Raw genomic sequence first — 17,960 nt, 5'->3', positions numbered from 1 at the left:
ATCGTGCCGAAGCCAACAAAGATTGTCGTTTTACTGAAAGGCTATCCGCGCCTGTCGGAAACCTTTATCGCCCAGGAATTGCTGGGCCTGGAGCAGGCTGGCTTTGCGCTGGAGCTGGTGGCCATGCGCCGCCCGACTGACAAAAAGCGTCATCCCGTCCATGATGAGATCCAGGCGCCGGTGCATTACCTGCCGGAATATCTGCATGAAGAGCCGGGGCGCGTGCTGAAAGCCCTGTGGGCCGTGCGGCGTCTGCCCGGTTTTCGCCCGGTTCTCACACAGTTTTTCAAGGATTTAAGGCGCGATTTCTCCCGCAACCGGTTTCGCCGTCTGGGTCAGGCCATGGTGCTGGTGGCCGAATGGCCTGGCAAGGCGGATTGGCTGCATGCGCATTTCATCCACACGCCCGCCTCGGTCGCCTTTTATGCCAGCCTGCTTGGCAGCAGGGGGTTCAGCGTTTCGGCCCATGCCAAGGATATCTGGACATCGGAAAGTTGGGATCTGGCTGATAAATTGGCCCATGCGACCTGGGTGGTGACCTGCACGAAAGTCGGTTTCGACCGGTTGAGCGCTCTGGCCGATGGACGCGGTAGCGTCCACCTGAGCTACCACGGGCTCGATCTTGATCGGTTTCCGCATTTCGAGGGCGTGCGTCCGGCCCGCGATGGATCTGACACCGCCGATCCGCTGCGGTTGCTGTCGGTTGGCCGTGCGGTGAAAAAGAAGGGCTATGATGTGCTGCTGCGGGCGCTTTCAGCGCTTCCCGCCGATCTCAACTGGCATTTTACCCATATCGGTGGCGGTGATGAACTTGTTCGGTTGCAGGCCTTGGCGGATCAGCTTGGCATTGCCAGTCGCATCACCTGGAAAGGGGCGATGGACCAGCGCGATGTGCTGACCCATTACCGCGACAGCGATCTTTTTACGCTCGCCTGTCGGATCACCGCCGATGGCGACCGCGACGGCCTGCCGAATGTGCTGGTGGAGGCCGCAAGTCAGGGGCTGATGCCGGTCAGCACCACGGTCTCGGGGATATCCGAACTGTTCGTCGACGGCGAAAATGGACTGCTGGTGGAGCCTGATGATGCGCAGGCGCTGGCTGTGGCGCTGGAAAAGGCCATGCGTGATCCGGCCTTGCGCGCCCGGCTCGGGTCCGCCGCCGAGGGCAAGGTGCGGCGTGATTTCGATTACCGCAACAGCATCCGTGACCTGACGGACTTGTTTTCTGGCCGTCAATAAGCGCTTGCATAGGGGCTGATTTCAGGAAATATGCCTTTGACGGCGCGTGATATGGCATTCTTTGCGTCTCGCCATTCTGTGAAAAGCGGAAACTCCCCAGGAGCATACGTACATGACTCTTCGCCCGAAACGGGTATTCTTTTATGTGCAGCATTTGCTGGGTATTGGCCATCTGGCCCGCGCCAGCCGATTGGCCGGGGCCATGGCAGAATCTGGCATGTCGGTGACGCTGGTGACGGGCGGAACATCGGTCAAGGGCTTTCCGGGACCGGGTATCGAGCATGTGCAATTGCCCGCCGTTGTCTCAGCCACGGGCTTTTCCGGTCTGGTCGATAGTGAAGGCAAGCCGGTTGATGCGAGTTTCGAGACAAGCCGGTCTGCCCTGCTGTTGGCGGCTTTCGAGGCGGTGCGGCCTGATGTGGTCATCATCGAGGCTTTTCCGTTCGGTCGCAGGCAGGTGCGCTTCGAGCTTCTGCCGCTGCTGGACGCGATCAAGGCCACGCATCCCAAGCCGTTGCTGCTGAGTTCGGTGCGCGACATCTTGCAGGAAAACCGCAAGCCCGGCCGCGACAAGGAAACCGTCAAGCTGGTGCAGGACCATTTCGATGGCGTTCTCGTGCATGGCGATCCGCAATTCGTCGAGCTGGAAGAGACGTTTCCGCTGGCAAAGACCATTCACGACAAGCTGCATTATACCGGCCTGGTTGCTGCGCCTGAGCCGGATCCGGCAGACGAGGTGTTCGACATTGTCATTTCGGCGGGAGGAGGGGCGGTCGGTGCCGCCTTGATCGAAGCGGCGCTGGATGCCCGCGATAGTCTCGGCGGTGATCTTGGTGAACAGCTGCGCTGGTGCCTGATTACCGGACCCAACCTGCCTGAGGCCGATTATGAGCGCTTTACCCAGCGCGCACCCGGCACCGTTGCGCTCCATCGCTTTCGCCCGGATTTCCCGGCCTTGTTGCCCAAGGCCAAACTGTCGATTTCACAGGCGGGATATAACACCGTCTGCGATCTGTTGCGGGCCAGATGCCCGGCACTGCTGGTGCCGTTTGCGGCGGGCGGCGAAACCGAGCAGACGGTGCGGGCGGAAAAATTGGAGGCGCTGGGCCTGGCGGTGGTCATCGGCGAGGACGGATTGAATGGCGAGGCCATGGCGAAGGCCATCACCAAGGCGCTGAAATTGAAGTTTCCTAAAAACTGTCTGTTTCGCTGAACGGTGCCGTGGAAACGGCGCGGCTGGTCAAGGAGTTGGTGGAGCAACGGCAGGCGGGGTGAGGGGCTTTATGCGTCACATCTCTGATAGATGTGAGGTATTTGCACGCTCTTTAAGTTAAGCATGATTGCTCAGCTTATCACAGCCCAAGCTGGCGATAATGCTCCAGATACCAGTCCATGGTGGCCTTGACGCCGACATCCAGTGTTGTCGTCGGTTTCTGGCCGGTGAGCGCCACCAGCAGGTCGGGGCTGGCAAAGGTGCGTGGCACGTCACCCTGCTGCATCGGCAGCATTTTGCGCTTGGTCGGGCGGCCCATGATGGTCTCGATGGTTTCGATGAAATCCATCAGTGCAATCGGCTGGCCGCCGCCGATATTGATGACGCGGAATGGCGCATTATGGGAGAGCGTATCCAGGTTTTCCGGGGTGCGGACCCGGTTTTCCTCGCTGGGAGCAATGGCTGACAGCGCGATGACACTGTCGATCAGGTCGTCGATATAGGTGAAATCGCGGCTCATCTTGCCTTCGCCATAGATCTCGATGGCTTCATCGGCCAGCATGGCCTTCATGAACTTGAACAGCGCCATATCCGGGCGACCCCAGGGGCCGTAGACGGTGAAGAACCGGAAGGCTGTGGTCGGCACTTTGTAGAGATGGGCATAGCTGTGCGCCATCAGCTCCATGCCCTTCTTGCTGGCGGCATAGAATGTCATCGGCTCGTCGGCGCGGTCGGTCTCACGGAAGGGAACCTGCGGATTAGCGCCGTAAATCGATGAGGTCGAGGCCAGCATCAAATGGCCGATCTGCAATTGCCTGGCGATCTCGACGATGTTCCAGGACCCGATCAGGTTGGAATCCAGATAGGCTTTCGGGTTTTCTAGACTGTAGCGTACGCCTGCCTGGGCAGCGAGATGGATGATGACGTCGGGCTTGGCCTGATCCACGGCCCGCTCAAGCGCGTCGCGGTCCTCCAGCATGCCAATGACGCCGCTAAAGTTTGGAAACTGAGCAAGAGCAGCGTTGCGGGCTTCTTTCAGTTTCAGATTGTAATAGGCGGTCATCCCGTCATAGCCGGTGACGGTATGGCCGTCCTGAAGCAGACGGCGGGCCAGATGAAAGCCGATAAAGCCAGCGGTGCCGGTGATGAAATAGCGCACGAGAGAACTCACTTTCCAGATGGACGAAGCCGTTGTGTTTAAGAAGCGGCTCCACCTTCAAGTCAAGCAGGTTCTGGTCAAAGCCTGAAACAAGGCCTTAAAATGCGTGAACCGGCGGGTTTCCCCACCGGCTCAATGTGCTGAAAGCTTTGATCTTGTTCAGGCGGCTCTGGTCTGTGCCCGGTCTCTTGGATCGGCACCAAGCTTGAACTGATCGACCAGACCCATCAGCGTATCGGCTTCGTCGGCCAATTGGCGGGTGGCGGCATTGGTTTCCTCGACCATGGCGGCATTGCGCTGGGTCATCTGGTCCATGCCGTTGACGGCGGAATTGACCTCGCCCAAGGCCGTGGACTGGTCGCGGCTGGCCAGCGCAATCGCTTCGACCCTCTGTGAAACGCTGACGATTTTCGTCGAGATTTCCGAAAGAACCTCGCCGGTGCGCTGCACCAGCTTTGCACCGGCGGCGACTTCCGTGCTCGACGTGTTGATCAGCGCCTTGATATCCTTGGCGGCATTGGCCGAGCGTTGCGCCAGTTCGCGTACTTCCTGGGCAACGACCGCAAAGCCCTTGCCCGCTTCCCCGGCGCGGGCCGCTTCGACGCCAGCGTTTAGCGCCAGCAGGTTGGTCTGGAAGGCGATTTCGTCAATGACGTCGATGATCTGGACAATCTGGCCGGAGGCATTTTCGATCCGGCCCATGGCATCAATGGCGCTGGCGACGACCTTGGAGGAGGTATCGGCAGCGGTTTTTGTCTCGGCAACGATGGTGTTGGCGGCCTGCGCCTGTTCGGTCGAAGATTTCACCGTCACGGTGATTTCATCGACGGCTGCGGCGGTCTGTTCCAGCGATGCGGCCTGCTGTTCGGTGCGTTTGGCCAAGTCATCGGCGGCAGCGGTCATTTCGCCTGCATTGCGCTGGATCATATAGGTATTGGCGCGGATCTGGCGCATCGTGTCCTGAAGGTTTTGCAGCGACGTGTTGAAATCGACGCGCAATTGTTCGAGACGACCGGTAAAAGGCGTATCGATGGTGACGGAGATATCGCCGCTGGCCAGCCGCCCCAATCCCCCCGCCAGGGCGTTGACGGCAAATTCGATCTGTCGGTCGACCGCCTGTTTTTCCGCATCGTTGCGGCGGCGTTCTTCCTCTGCTTCATTGCGCTCAGCCTCGCTGCGCTGCTCGATCTCGATTTTCGACAGTGCATTCTGCTTGAACACGCCGAGCGCGCGGGCCATTTCGCCGATTTCATCGACACGGGCTTCCCCGCTGATGCCGGTGTCCAGCTTGCCATCGGCCAGGCGACGCATGGCCGCGGTAATCTGGCCGATCGGTCCCTTGAAGGTGAGAACGAGGCCGATACCGGCAAACAGTGAAATCAGCAGGCCGAGGGTCATGGCGCCGATGGAAATCGAATTGGCGTCACGACGTTCTTCCCCGGCGCTGACTTTTTGCATTTCGGCAAAAGATGTCAGCTGCTGCCAGATGCGGTCGAGGTCGGTGCTGGCGGTCTGGAAGTTGGATTGGCGATCCTGGCTGATCTTGACCAGTTCGGTGCTGGCCTTTTCCATCAGGGCGATGGCGGGCGACAGCTTGGCTTCAAGCGGCGCATAGAGGCCAAACGAGCCGGATGTGCCTTTGAGTGCAGCGAGCGCTGTTTTTAACCCGGCGAATTCCCGACGCAGGCTGGTGAGATTCTGCTCGGTCGGTGCCAGCATGAAGCTGGCGGTGGTGATCTGGAACCTGTAGGCGGCATCGATCAGGCCGCGCCCGTCGGTCAAAAGCAGCTGCGCCTTTTCCAGCGGCACGTCCATTTCGCCGAAGCGGGCTGTGGCATCCTTCATTTTCTGTTGGGCGGCAAGGCCGAGATAGGCAGAAAGCTGGGTAAAATTCCGCAGCTTGGTCGCCATGGCCTCGGCCACTTCCGGCGATTTGTCACCTGCTGTGACCATGTCGCCGAGATCCTTGACGATGGTCTCAATGGTCCGGGCGGCGGATTTGTTCTTTTCCGGCAGGGCAGCGGCCAGGGGTGGCTGGCGGGTCTTCATTTCGGCGAGATTGGCCGCAACGTAGTCGAATTTCTCTTCCGGGGTCGGCAGGCTGCCGAATTTGCGATTGATATCCGTCAGAAAACTGCTGGTCAGTGCAATCTTGTCGGCATCGCGCAGCATCTGCTTGGCGGCGGTCTCGTCAGCCTGGATCGACAAGGTCACTTTCTTCATGGCCTCCGACAGATCATTCTGGGCGGCGACAATATTGGCGGTGCCCTGGTTCATATCCTTGATCAGGTTGGCTTCCGTTTCGTGCAGCGACCAAAGCGTGCCCATGTGGCTGACGACGCCATCGACGGCGGTCGAAGCCTTTTCCAACTCGCTTCGGCCATCGGCATTGGCATCGAGTTGATCCAGCGTGCGCTTGAGCACCCGCTGCTGTTCTTTCAGCTTTTCGGTGACCGCATTGCGGCTTTGCTCTGTGGCCTTGTCGAGAAATTCCGTCATCGCGATAGAGACGTCGCGAAACCCGCTCAAGGATTGCAGCACGCTGTTGGAAATCTCCATTCGACCTTGAAGCAGGCCGGAGGCATAGAGACCGGTGAAGCCGACCGCGCCGATGGTGACGACGAAGGGAAGGATGAAAATCAATACCTTGGTCTGAATGCGGAAACGCGACAGCAAGCGATCTATGAACATGGGGTCCAGCTTCTCCAAAGCCATGTCGCCTGGCCGGATACGCGTCTTTGGCGCGTTTGGTTGAGCGATTGAGGCAGCAAATGCAAAGCGATTTCCGGATAAGGACGACATGTCTTGAGCGGCAAGTCTCTGCCATCGCTGTCCAGAAGCGTGTCAGACCTCTCACAGTCATTGTGCAGGCGCTGGCGGTCAACCGACATCATCGTCAATCAACGACATTAGGAGGTGTTTGTTAAGATCGACTTAAATTTGCCATTTCCCCCTTTTTATCGAGGGTATATGAGCTTGTAATATATAAGTGTAAATCAATGTTATTGAAGGAAAATGCCAACGCTGGCACTACGCCCGCTCGCATCGATCACCGTTAGTGTCGAGTAACCATTGCCATCGGGTGTCCAGCGGGTGGTGCGGGTGCGGGCGAGATCCGGCAAGGCCTGTCCATTGGCCAGCCAGCGGAAGGGCGCGCGGCCCGCCTGAAGTTTCAGCACCAGCGGGAGCTGCGCGCCATCGGCGGTCCGGCCGAGTTCCACATGGGCGCCTTCCGGGGGATAGACGATCATCGGCGGTTTTTCGCGCGCATTGAGGGCAATCAAGCCGCTGGCGTCGCGTGAGAAGCGCCTGAGGCCGGGTGTCAGATCGCTCTTGGCGATCCGCAAGGCGCCCTCCGGCGGCGGGGGCAGGGGGGCTTGCGGCAGTTTGGACCGGGCAAAAGCCTCAAACAAAACAGGGGCTGCGGTGCCATAGCCGGTCAGGCCGGGAATGGCACTGTTATCCGCCCTGCCAATCCACACACCAATCACCGTGCGGCCATCATAACCGATAGACCAGCCATCGCGGTAGCCGTAGCTGGTGCCGGTTTTATAGGCGATCCGACCAGTCAGCGCGCCAAGCGGCGGGGCGACGCCGGACAGGATATCGGTGACGTTCCAGGCCGCTGCCGGTTCCAGCAGGCGTCCGGGCTGAACATGAGCGCCACTGGGCATAGCGCAGTCGCGCAGTCGGATGGCGCTGCCTTGCCGGGCAAGGGCGGCATAAAGCCCGACGAGATCCTTCAACGTCGTACCGGCACCGCCCAACGCGATGGCCAGCCCCGGGGTTTCTGCCTTGGGCAGATCGATCCTGATATCGGCTCGTTTCAGCCGGGCAAGCAATTGCGAAGGGCCGACCGCTTCCAGCAAGCGGACCGCCGGCACGTTCAGCGACAGTTGCAGGGCATCGCGAATGGTGACGTCGCCCTGATAATGCATGTCGAAATTTTTCGGCCGATAGCCGGCGAAATCGGCGGGACGGTCTTCGATCACCGTATCCTGGGCGATCAGGCCCTGCTCGAAAGCCAGGCCGTAGATCAGCGGCTTCAGCGTCGAGCCCGGCGATCGCTTGATGCGCGTCATGTCGATCCAGCCGGAGCGGCTGGCATCGAGATAGGCGGCGGAACCGACCCGGGCGAGGATCTCGCCGGTGCGGATGTCGGCGGCCAGGATTGCCACGGAAACTTTTGGCGGAAGTCTTTGGGCGGCTTGTCTCGCCACGGTTTCCAGCGCGGCCTGCGCGTCTTTTTTGAGTGTGGTCGGATAGGTCAGGCTTTCTGGCCGCTTGCGTCGCTCGGCATCGCCGACATGGGCCGCGAGCATCGGCAATTCCAGCCTTGTCTGCGGGATCGGCACGGCGCTTGCCAATTGCCGGTCCTGCGCAGAAACAATGCCGGCTTTTTCCATGCGGGCCAGCACCCGGTCGCGGGCGGCAAGGGCGTTATCGGCAAAGCGGTCGGGCCGCCGCCGTTCCGGCAATTGCGGCAGGGCGACAAGCAGTGCTGCTTGCGCAGGCGTCAGATGTTTCGGCTCCTTGCCGAAATAGGCAAGCGAGGCGGCCCGCACCCCTTCGAGATTGCCGCCATAGGGGGCATGCGTCAGGTAGAGATCGAGAATGGCGGCCTTGTCCAACCGGTGCTCGATCTGGATGGCCCGCAATGCCTGCTGGGTCTTGGCCAGAAAGGAGCGTGATTTTCGAGGTTCGATCAGCCTTGCCACCTGCATGGACAGCGTTGAGGCACCTGACACGATCCGGCCATGGCGGATGAGTTGAAGAGCCGCCCGACCAAGCGCCAGCCCATCGACACCGGAATGCTGATAGAAACGCCGGTCCTCATAAGCGACCAGCATGCGTACCAGCAAAGGATCGACATCGGCGGCCACGGTTTTCAGCCGCCAGCGGCCTTCCTGCGTGGTGAAGGCCCGCAGCAATTGCCCATCGGCATCCAGAAGTTCCGCCGAATTCGGGCTGATCGCATCAAGCGGCGGCGGGAAGGCCGCATCCAGCCGGTTCAGCCCATGCCAAACCGCCCCGCCCACAAGCAGGCAGGTCAGCAGCACCAAGCTGAATGTCTTGCTGCGCCGGATCACTGTTCTGCCTTGACCTCCATGCGTCCCATCGCGGTGCGGGCGTAGCGCTGCGGGCGATACATATCCTCAACGCTGGCGGCGGGGAGGTCGAACACACCAGGTGTCACGGCGCGCACCACATAGGCCAGAACCATGTCGCCACTGTCCTGACTGGCGCTGTCGAGGGCGGCGACAAAGCGGTCGTCGCGGAATTCCAGATGGGCGGCTTTGGTCTCGCCCAGCCAGTCGAAATTGGCCAGATCAGCACTGCCGACCAGGGCCGGATTGTCGATTTCCAGGCCAGCGGGGAGGAGGTCCGTCACCAGCAATTGGGTTGGCAGGCTCGGTTCTCCCATAGCAGTCTGGGCAACTTTCAACACCACGACATAACGCTGGTTCTGCACCGCCTCGCTGATATTCACCTTCTCACCCGACAGCGTGTAATAGCTGCGCTCGATGGTGAAGCCTTCGCTGGCCGCGGGCAGCGGATATTTCGGCACGGCCACCGTGGTGACTGTTGCCGTCAGCGGATCGGCCCCGCTATTGTCCAGCGTCACCGGCTGATGCATCAGCTCCTCGCCCTCGATCCTCGCCCGGTAACCGCCGGTTTTCAGGCTGCCATTGACGGTCACGGCAAGGCCATCGTCGCTTTTGTCCAGCGCTCGGGCGGCCAGCAGCATCCAGCTTTCCTCCTGAGTGCTGGTATAGGATTTGCGCTTCCAGTCTTCGATCACCGACCTGCTGAGCGCCGGGATGATCGGCGGCACGGGCCGGGCCTCGGCGGCCAGCGCCAGAATGGCCGCGCCGTCGCGCAATTGCGAACCGTAATCCGACCGCGCCAGGCTGACTGGTGTGATCGAGCCTTGCTGCGACTGGGCGCTTGCGGTGCGGAAGATCGCCTCGGCCTTGACCGGATCGCCATAGAGCGACAGGGCCGCAGCCAGATGCGCCTTGGACAGCGGCGTCGGGAAACGGTCCAGCATCGTATCGGCATAGTAGCGCAGGTCGCTGATCGCGGCGCGGCGATTGCGGGCCAGCACATAGAGCGCATAGGCTATCTCATTGCCCTGCGCTTCGACATCGGTGTCATAGGAGAGCTTGTTGGCCAGATTATCGAGCGCTTGCACCAGGGCGTTGTCGGGTACGTCGAAGCCCTTTTCACGTGCGCGGGTCAGGAAATCACTGACATAGGCGTCCAGCCACAGGTCTTCCGAACCGGGTGCCCAAAGGCCGAAACTGCCCTGTGCTGCCTGATAGGACAGCACCCGGTAGATGGCGTCCTGAATGCGCCGGTTGATATCGGCATCAGCGGGCAGACCGGCGACATTGGCGAGATCGTTGAGGTAGAGCAGCGGCAGCGCCCGGCTGGTGGTCTGCTCGGCGCAGCCATAGGGGTAGCGGTCAAGGCTTGTCAGCAGGGCGGCAATGTCGAAATTAGCACTGCGCGACACCGAGATGCTCAGCGACGCGCCTTGCAGCACGCTATCGGCCAGAAGATCGCCGTCCACGATCAGGCTCTTACCCGCCGCCAGCGGCAATTCGCGCCGCGTCGTCACCGGCAACGCGGCTGGGCGCACCGGCAGATCCAGCGACCGGGTGAGCGACAGTCCAGTGTTCTTTGCCTCCCCGGTATTTGCGCCTGTGGCAGAAGTTCCTGCACCATTTGTCTCTCCGGCAGAAGCCGTTCCGGTAGAGGTAAGCGCCACGGAAACCGTGCCATCGCCGGGGACAAGACCCTTCAATCCGACCGACAGGCTGGTCCGCGCACCGGCCTTCAGCGTCACTGGAATCTGCGCCTTGGCAGGGTCAATTTCCACGGATGGATTGCCCTTCAGCGACAGCAGATAATCTCCATCCGGCGCATCGGTGGCGGCCAGATCAAGCTGGAGCCGGGCCTGATCGCCGGGGGCGAGGAAGCGCGGCAGGGAGGCTGTGATAACCACGGGGTCGCGGACAATCACATCGGTTTGCGCATGGCCGATGCCGGTGCGGTTCCAGGCGACGGCCATCAGGCGCACGGTGCCGTTGAATTGCGGAATATCAAATTCCACCTGCGCCTTGCCGGTATGGTCGAGATGAACAGGGCCGGAAAACAGCGCCACCAGTTTTTCCTTGGGCGGGCTGGCCTGCAAGGCCATCATGCCGCCATCGCCGCCGGTGCGCAGCTTGCCCATGGCACCAAGCGATCCGTCGATCAACTGACCGTAGAGATCGCGCATTTCAATGCCCAGACGCCGCTGGCCAAAATACCAGCCATCCGGGTCAGGCGTCTCAAAGCGGGTGAGGTTGAGAATACCGACATCCACAGCCGCCACCGTGACATAGGCATCATTGCCGCCACCGGTGACGCTGATCGGCACGGTCAGCTTGCGACGCGGCTCGATCTGCTGCGGCGGCGTCAGCTTGATGGCCAGCTTGCGGTTGGCCGGATCGACACTGAGCCAGGTGACGCCGATGGCGCGCATCGGCATACGGGTCTCCTGGCTTTCGCCCGGACGATAAAGGGTTGCGGTGATATAGGTGCCCGCGCCGATATTGTCGGTGACGGGAATATCGATCTCACCGCCGGTGGCGGCAAGGCTGGCGGTCTGCGTCGCGATCAGGGTCTCGGAGCCGATGGTCACCAGAACCTCACCGGCATAGCGCGATGAGACTTTCAATTTTGCCGTTTCACCGATTTTATAGACCGGCTTGTCGAGGCCGATTTCCAATGCGTCCGGGGTTTCGGTCGAGCCCGCCTCGACAAACCAGCCGGCGTTGAATTCGATGCTGGAAGCCGCGCCATTCGGTGTTGGCGCATCGACTTCCAACCGGTAACGGCCCCAGCCGACCGGCATCGGCAGATCGGTTTTCTCCGCGCCGATATCGACCGTGCCGCTGGCGGCAAGCTTGGTGGTGGTGATCGGTTCGAAGCGCCAGGCGCTGCCGTCGCGATACCATTGGTAATCGCGCTCCAATTTCAACAATTTCCACTTTGCACCAGGAAGCGCCTGCGGCTTGCCATCAGCGTCGAGCGCGATGAGCTGGAAATGGCCGGTGCTGTTTTCGGAAAGTTCGCCGGAGAACTCTGGCTTGATGCCGATGGCGGGCTGGCCGGTCTCAACCGGCAGGGTCAATTGCCGCTCCACCGCCCGGCCGCCGCCTTCCTTCAGGCGCACGGACAATTGCGCCTGCAACAGCTGCGTGGTAGCGGGCAGATCATCAACCTGAAGATCGACGCTGCCATGGCCCTTGTCATCCAGCGGTTCGAGAGCGTCCAGCGTCAGGCTGCTATTGTCTCCGGCCTCTTCATCGGCAAGGCCGAAGACGAAGCCGGGTAGGTCGTCGCGGCTGCGGGTCGGCTTGATGACCATGTCGCCTTCCAGCGAAAGGCCAGCAGCCGGTGCGCCGTAGAGATAGCGTCCATCGACACCAACCGACAGCGGCATGCCGGGTTTCAGCACCTCTGCTGCCGGTTTCAGGTCGAACTCGATCCGGTCGGGCAGGAAGTCGTCGACGAGAAAGGTCTTTTCGGCAATGGCCGGTTTTTTCGGATCGACATGAATGCCCAGCGTCCAGGTGCCGCGCATCACCGAGGTATCCAGCGCCAGATCCACAACATGACCGCCAAGACCTGCACCGGTGCTGACCATGCGGCGATATTCCACGCCGTCGGGGCGTGTGAAAATGAAGGTCAGCGGCAGGCCGTCAATGGCTTCCGCGCCGATGTCGCGGGCCAGGGCTGCCACATGCACCATGTCGCCGGGGCGGTAGATGCCGCGTTCCGTCCAGGCGAAAATATCGATGGCACCCGGTGCGGTGCGCCCGGTGACGCCCCGGTCCGACAGGTCGAAACCGGCCTTGGTCATGTCGAGGAACACGAAATCCTTGCCCGGTTGCTCGCCGGTCAGAACGGCAGGCGCTAGCGCCGCACCGGAGCGCATCAATCCAGCGGAAAAGGTGGCGCGGCCCTGATCATCGGTGGTGGCGGTGCCGAGGATTTCGTTGTTGCGGGCCAGCAGTTTCAGCTCGACACCGGCGATTGGCTTGGCGGAGTTCAGCGAGCGGGCAAACACGTTCAACCCGTCAGTACCGGCAAAGGTGGAAAGGCCGATATCGGACACCAGGAACCATTGGGTGGCGCGGTCTTCCCATTCGTCACTTTTCCCGGCAGCGGCGGCAGCTGTCAGCACATAGATGCCGGGCTTGCGTTCCGGCAGAGCCTCGTCCACCGGAAAACTGGTGGTGACCTCACGGTTCAGGCTGCTTTCAATGTCGATGGCACCTTGCCAGACCAGTTCGCCATTGTCCTTTTCGATCCGGTCAGCCCCGTAGCCACTGAGCTGCGAGAGAAATTGCGAATTGCTCATCAGCGGCGCAATCGCCCGTTCGCCAATCCGGTAGAGCTTCAGATTGGCCCTCTCGGTGTTAACAGAGACCAGCGGAATGCCGCGCCGTGCCGCCGACGGCAGTACGAAATGATCACCGGTAAAGCGCACGGTCGGGCTGCGGTCGCGGATATAGACATCGATATCGGTCTTTGCCGTCAGCGGCTCATCGACGGAGGAGGGCAGGCCTTCCCGCAGTCCAATCGTATAGCGCTGGCCATAGTCGAGGCCCTCGATGCAAAGCTGGCTGTCCTTGGCTTCCAGCACTTTTGGAGGCTTGCCATTGACGGTGACGAAGGCGGTATAGTCGGTGCCGCGATTGATCAACGGGTCGGAAAATTGCACGCAGGCGCGAGGGGATGCGGCATCGGCATCGACGCTATTGCCGGTGATGCGAAAACCCTTGGTGGCTTTCAGCGCCAGATAGGCGGCGCGAACGGATTTATCGGCGATAAGCTCAAGGCTCGCCTTATAGGCGTTCAGTGCAGCGCGAAAATTCTCGTTTTTCTCCAGCGCTTTGGCCAGCACAGCCAGTGCATCGGCTCGCTCCTTGGCGCTGCGGGTCAGGTCATAGCCGAGAAGGGCAGCGTAAAGCCCCTGATTGGCAGTTGCGCGATCATCTTTGATGGTGTTGGCGGCACGAGCGGCGCTGATCCACAGGCTGGCATCCTCAGGGGAAAGCTGGACGGCGGCCAGAAACCCGGCCAGGGCGTCCGTGCCTTTGCCCGCCGACAGGCTGGCATGGGCGCGTCCGATCAATCCGTTCAGGCCCAGTTCGGGCTGTTCCGCCGTCTGTGCCAGCCGCGCTTTGAACGCGTTGGCTTGTGCGCGCAGACCATCGGAGATGAAGCCGAGCTTTGCGGGCGCGCCGATATCCGGCTCAGTGGCACTGGTGACAATCTTACCGGCAACAGCACCCGCAAAGGGGCTGATCTGGTTGAAATCCGATTTCAGGAAGCACCAGCGCGCCTTGAGATTATAGGTGAAAGCGCGGCAGGATTTGTCATCGATACAGCTTGCCTGGCATTGGTCCAGCGTGACGTTTTGCGCGGTGCGCAGGTCAAAGCCGCTGTAATCGCCATCCTGGGTCAGGGCGATGCTGCGGTTGGTTTCGGCAGCCATCGCTGATTGTATGGAGGCTGGCAGCATGAGACCCAGGAAGGCAAGCACCGTCCCGGCGAATATCCGTTGCAGACCCATGACAATTGCCCCTCTTTCCGTCGATCAACCGGCGCGCCGCGACGAGCCGCCCACGTCTCGTCCATTTCCTTATTCCAAGGCAAGACAATGCTCAAACATTCTCGTCTTGAAACCATTGCGACGGCCCCACATCCATCCAAGACTTGAGAGTGTCGCGCATGGAATGCACCTTGCCATTTTCCGTGGCAGGTCCTTTTACTCTTCCGATTTAACCATTTGGTGTCAATGAGGTTTTTCGTCGATCACCACATCGACCCGCAGATCGCGGCCTGCCCGCCAGCCATTCCAGGTCGCGCCAAGGCCGAGCGCGGCAAACAGCAGCGCGGCCCAGGCGAAACTGCCCGTGAAGCCACGGATCAGCCCGACAAGCAGCGGGCCAATGGCGGCCAGACAATAGCCAATGCATTGCGCCATGCCGGAGAGATGGGCGGCAATCTGCGGGCTGCCGGAGCGCAGCACGATGGCGGTCATGGCCAGTGCAATCAGGCCACCCTGACCGATGCCTTGCAGAACGGCCCAGATCCACAGGGTGGAAAGCGGCGCAAACAACAGACCGATCAGCGCGATGACCGCGAGAATGGCTACAGTGGCATTGACGAGGCTTTGGTTCCTGCCCCGAACGGCAAGCTGCGGCGCGACAATACAGGCCGCCGCCTGCACCATGACCGAGACCGAGACGACCGCGCCTGCCGTTACCCCATCCAGCCCACGTTCGCGCAGGATCGGCACCAGCCAACCAAAGACGCAATAGGCCAGCGCCGATTGTAACCCGGTATAAAGCGTCACGTTCCAGGCCAGCCGGTCACGCCAAAGGCCTTTCACGTCGGTTTTGAAACCCGGCCTTGCCGCATGACTGGAAAAGGCCTGCGGCAGAAACAGCAGGAACACCACGGCAGCCGGAAGTGCCCAGGCGGCAAGGCCGATGGCCAGCGAACCGCCGCTGGCCGCCTCGATCGGCAGGGTCAGCCCGGCGGCAGCCGCCGCGCCACCACAGAGCGCCATGGTGTAAAAGCCGGTCATCAACGCGGCCCGATCAGGGAAATCACGTTTCACCAATCCCGGGAGCAGCACATTTCCGACCGCAATGCAGGCACCGGCAAGCGCTGTGCCGAAAAACAAGGTGGGAAGGCTGGAAAAGCCGCGCAAGGCGGTGCCGATGGCCAGAAACGCCATGACGGCCAACAGGGTCTTTTCCGCGCCGTAGCGGTCGCCAAGTCTGGGCGCCAAGGGTGAGAAGACCCCAAGGCAAACCACCGGCAAGGTGGTGAGCAGGCTGGCACCCAGCACGGAGAGACCCAATTGATCGCGTATTTCCGGCAGCAGTGTCGAGGCGCTGGAAAACAACGGGCGCAGGTTGAAGGCAATCAACACGAGGCTGATGCCCAGAACGATGCGCGACAGAGGCGACCGGCCTGATGCCTGCGGCGGGAGAGGGGCGTCTTCGGCCTGCGCATCAATCAGCAATTCGTCGCCAAGATCAAGCTTGGGATGGGCATTCGTCATCGGTTAAGGCTTTCAGTGGAGGCAATGTCATCGAGAAAGATAAGCACCGGCTGCATGAAGGCGCGCACCGCACTGTCTGCTTGGCCTGGATCGCCGCTGGCAATGGCATCGACAATGGCGCGGTGGGCGTCAAGGTCCGGTTCCGGCAGCAGGCCGCCGGTGGTCGCCTCAATGGTCTGGGTAATCGAGCGGGTGAAAAACTCGTAAAGCTCCAGCATGGCGGCGTTTTCCGATGCGGCGATCACCGCCCGGTGAAAGGCCAGATCGCGAGCGATAAAAGCGTTACGGTCGGGATCAGCACCGGAATGGCCACGCTGATCCAGCAGGGCGTGTAATTGCCTGATGGTGGCCGGTCTCGCCCTGATGGCGGCCAGCCTTGCCCCCTCGACATCCAGTGCCAGCCGGGCCTCCAGCCGGTCGCGCAGGCTGGTGCGGCGGGCAAGGTCCAGCGGTTCGGGGGTGATGCGGTCTTTGATCACATAGGTGCCGGAGCCCTGGCGGGTTTCCAGCAGGCCCTGCGCCACCAGAACCCGCACGGCTTCGCGGATCGTGCCCCGGCTGACATGCAGCGCTTCAGACAGGCCTTGCTCGTTCGGCAATTTTTCGCCGACCCGCCACGTCCCACGGCTAAGCGCGTTTCGAATACGTTCGGCGGCCCCATCGGCCAGATTGGTTTTTTGCAGAGGTCTCATGGGACAATTGATAAAGTCATCCGATGACTTTATCAATTGTTGTCGCACACTTATTTCAGCGGATCTGTATGGGCGGTTCGCTCCGCGCATGATAGGGACGCGCCAATTCGTTTTTCCTTTTATCAAGGCCTACAGTCGTGATCCGTTCGCTCCTCGCCAATTTTCAAACCTCTCGTGCCACCGGTCCGGCCATCATGCTGGCGGGGATGCTGATGTTTGCGCTGAACGATGCCATGGCCAAGGCGCTGGTGGCCCATTACGGGCTGGGGCAGGTCGTGGTGCTGCGCAGCGTCGCGGCGCTGCTGATCCTGCTGCCGTTTCTGGTGCGTGGTGGGTTTGCGCCTATTCTCAGCGTTGAACGGCCCTGGATGCAGCTGGCCCGGGTGACGTGCTCGACGGTGGAAATCATTGGGTTCTACTACGCCGTCAGCTATCTGCCGCTCGCCGATGTGATGACCTATTGGCTTGCCGCGCCGATCTATGTGGCCGCCTGCGCGCCGTTTCTGCTGGGGGAAAAGCTTGGCTGGCGGCGCATCACCGCCATCGTGGTCGGTTTTATCGGTGTGATCATCACGCTGGAACCGTCGCGGGCGATGTTTTCGGCACCAGCGCTGATCTCCATTATCGGCAGCGCTGCCTTTGCTTTCATGATGCTGTCCGGCCGTTCGCTGCGGGCTACGCCGGATAAGCTGCTGGTGCTGTTCCAGGTGACGGCGGCGCTGGTTGGCGGACTGTTTTTCGCGCCCTTCGATTGGGTGGAGATCGGTTCCGCCACCGATATCGTCATGCTGGGCCTGCTTGGCATCGTTGCCATGGCGGCGCATATGCTGGTCAACCGGGCGCTGAAAATATCCGATGCCGCAGCGGTTGCGCCCTTGCAATATACGCTGCTGCTCTGGGCCGTGCTGTTCGGCTGGCTGTTTTTCGGCGACGTGCCGCGCACCGGCATGGTGATCGGCGCGGCCCTGATTATCGGCTCCGGCCTGTTCATCTTCTTCCGCGAGCGGCATTTGAACAAGACCGACTGCGTGCTGCCGGCGGTGCCGGAATAGAGATTACTGTTTCGGCGCAGGCCGGGTGACGACAAAAGCCGCCGAGCAGAGTAGGATGATCCCGGTACCAACGCGCACGTAAAGCGGTGCGGATGAGAAGAACCACATCACGGCAAAGCTGACGGCCATCGCCAGGACGGCGGCGACCTTGGCGCGCCGCGAGATTGCACCTTGGCGGCGCCAGTCCAGGAGCGGCTGGCCGAAACGGGGATGGTCGAGCAGCCATTGCTCAAAGCGCGGCGAGGAGCGAGCAAACAGGGCGGCGGCAAGGATAATGAACGGCGTGGTCGGTAGCACTGGAAGGAAAATGCCGACAATGCCCAGCGCGACGAAAAACCAGCCCAAGCCCAGCAATATCAGCCGCATGTGTATTCCCTCAAACCAGATCCTATCCATGATACAGGATTTTTTGGGTATGTACTTCATGGGCGGATAGATCGATCTCTCTATCTGCCAGCGCATGGTG

The 17,960-nt window shown here is 61.1% G+C and carries 9 protein-coding genes and 1 pseudogene; 3 read left to right on the top strand and 7 right to left on the bottom strand.

The window, feature by feature from the left end; translation table 11 throughout:
* Positions 1-3 precede the first annotated feature (3 nt).
* Both AVI_RS15505 and AVI_RS15500 read left to right on the top strand, forming a co-directional pair.
* Positions 4-1,239, top strand: coding sequence for a glycosyltransferase family 4 protein (locus AVI_RS15505; RefSeq protein WP_015917248.1), 1,236 nt, complete (start codon positions 4-6; stop codon positions 1,237-1,239).
* Between the two features lie 112 nt (positions 1,240-1,351).
* A pseudogene (locus AVI_RS15500) lies at positions 1,352-2,514 on the top strand (glycosyltransferase family protein).
* 77 nt (positions 2,515-2,591) lie between these two features.
* On the opposite strand, the gene AVI_RS15495 reads toward AVI_RS15500, so the two are convergent.
* From AVI_RS15495 to AVI_RS15470, 6 genes are all read right to left on the bottom strand, one after another.
* Positions 2,592-3,611 carry an NAD-dependent epimerase/dehydratase family protein gene (locus tag AVI_RS15495; RefSeq protein ID WP_015917246.1) on the bottom strand — a complete coding sequence of 340 codons (1,020 nt, stop codon included), beginning with the start codon at positions 3,609-3,611 and terminating at the stop codon, positions 2,592-2,594.
* A 159-nt stretch (positions 3,612-3,770) separates the two neighbouring features.
* Positions 3,771-6,302, bottom strand: coding sequence for a methyl-accepting chemotaxis protein (locus tag AVI_RS15490; protein ID WP_015917245.1), 2,532 nt, complete (start codon positions 6,300-6,302; stop codon positions 3,771-3,773).
* 311 nt (positions 6,303-6,613) lie between these two features.
* The gene (pbpC, locus tag AVI_RS15485; protein ID WP_049777315.1) at positions 6,614-8,698 is read right to left on the bottom strand and encodes a penicillin-binding protein 1C; all 2,085 of its coding nucleotides are present in this window, start codon (positions 8,696-8,698) and stop codon (positions 6,614-6,616) included.
* A complete protein-coding gene (locus tag AVI_RS15480; protein ID WP_085946596.1) occupies positions 8,698-14,247 on the bottom strand; it encodes an MG2 domain-containing protein in 5,550 nt (1,849 codons plus the stop codon). The genes pbpC and AVI_RS15480 overlap by 1 nt, the downstream gene beginning before the upstream one ends.
* A 222-nt stretch (positions 14,248-14,469) precedes the next feature.
* Complete coding sequence (locus AVI_RS15475; RefSeq protein ID WP_015917242.1) at positions 14,470-15,750, bottom strand: CynX/NimT family MFS transporter; 1,281 nt, start codon at positions 15,748-15,750, stop codon at positions 14,470-14,472.
* On the bottom strand, positions 15,747-16,442 hold the full coding sequence (locus AVI_RS15470; protein WP_015917241.1) for a FadR/GntR family transcriptional regulator: 696 nt from the start codon (positions 16,440-16,442) through the stop codon (positions 15,747-15,749). The genes AVI_RS15475 and AVI_RS15470 overlap by 4 nt, the downstream gene beginning before the upstream one ends.
* A gap of 194 nt (positions 16,443-16,636) precedes the next feature.
* Between AVI_RS15470 and AVI_RS15465 the strand changes: the two genes are divergently transcribed.
* Positions 16,637-17,494, top strand: coding sequence for a DMT family transporter (locus tag AVI_RS15465; protein WP_015917240.1), 858 nt, complete (start codon positions 16,637-16,639; stop codon positions 17,492-17,494).
* 3 nt (positions 17,495-17,497) lie between these two features.
* Here the strand turns inward: AVI_RS15465 and AVI_RS15460 are convergent, their stop codons facing one another.
* Complete coding sequence (locus tag AVI_RS15460; RefSeq protein WP_015917239.1) at positions 17,498-17,860, bottom strand: YbaN family protein; 363 nt, start codon at positions 17,858-17,860, stop codon at positions 17,498-17,500.
* Between the last annotated feature and the right edge of the window lie 100 nt (positions 17,861-17,960).

Source organism: Allorhizobium ampelinum S4, assembly GCF_000016285.1.
Lineage (GTDB): Bacteria > Pseudomonadota > Alphaproteobacteria > Rhizobiales > Rhizobiaceae > Allorhizobium > Allorhizobium ampelinum.
Note: the sequence above shows the minus strand (reverse complement) of the source record. Positions and strands in the feature narration are given on the sequence as shown.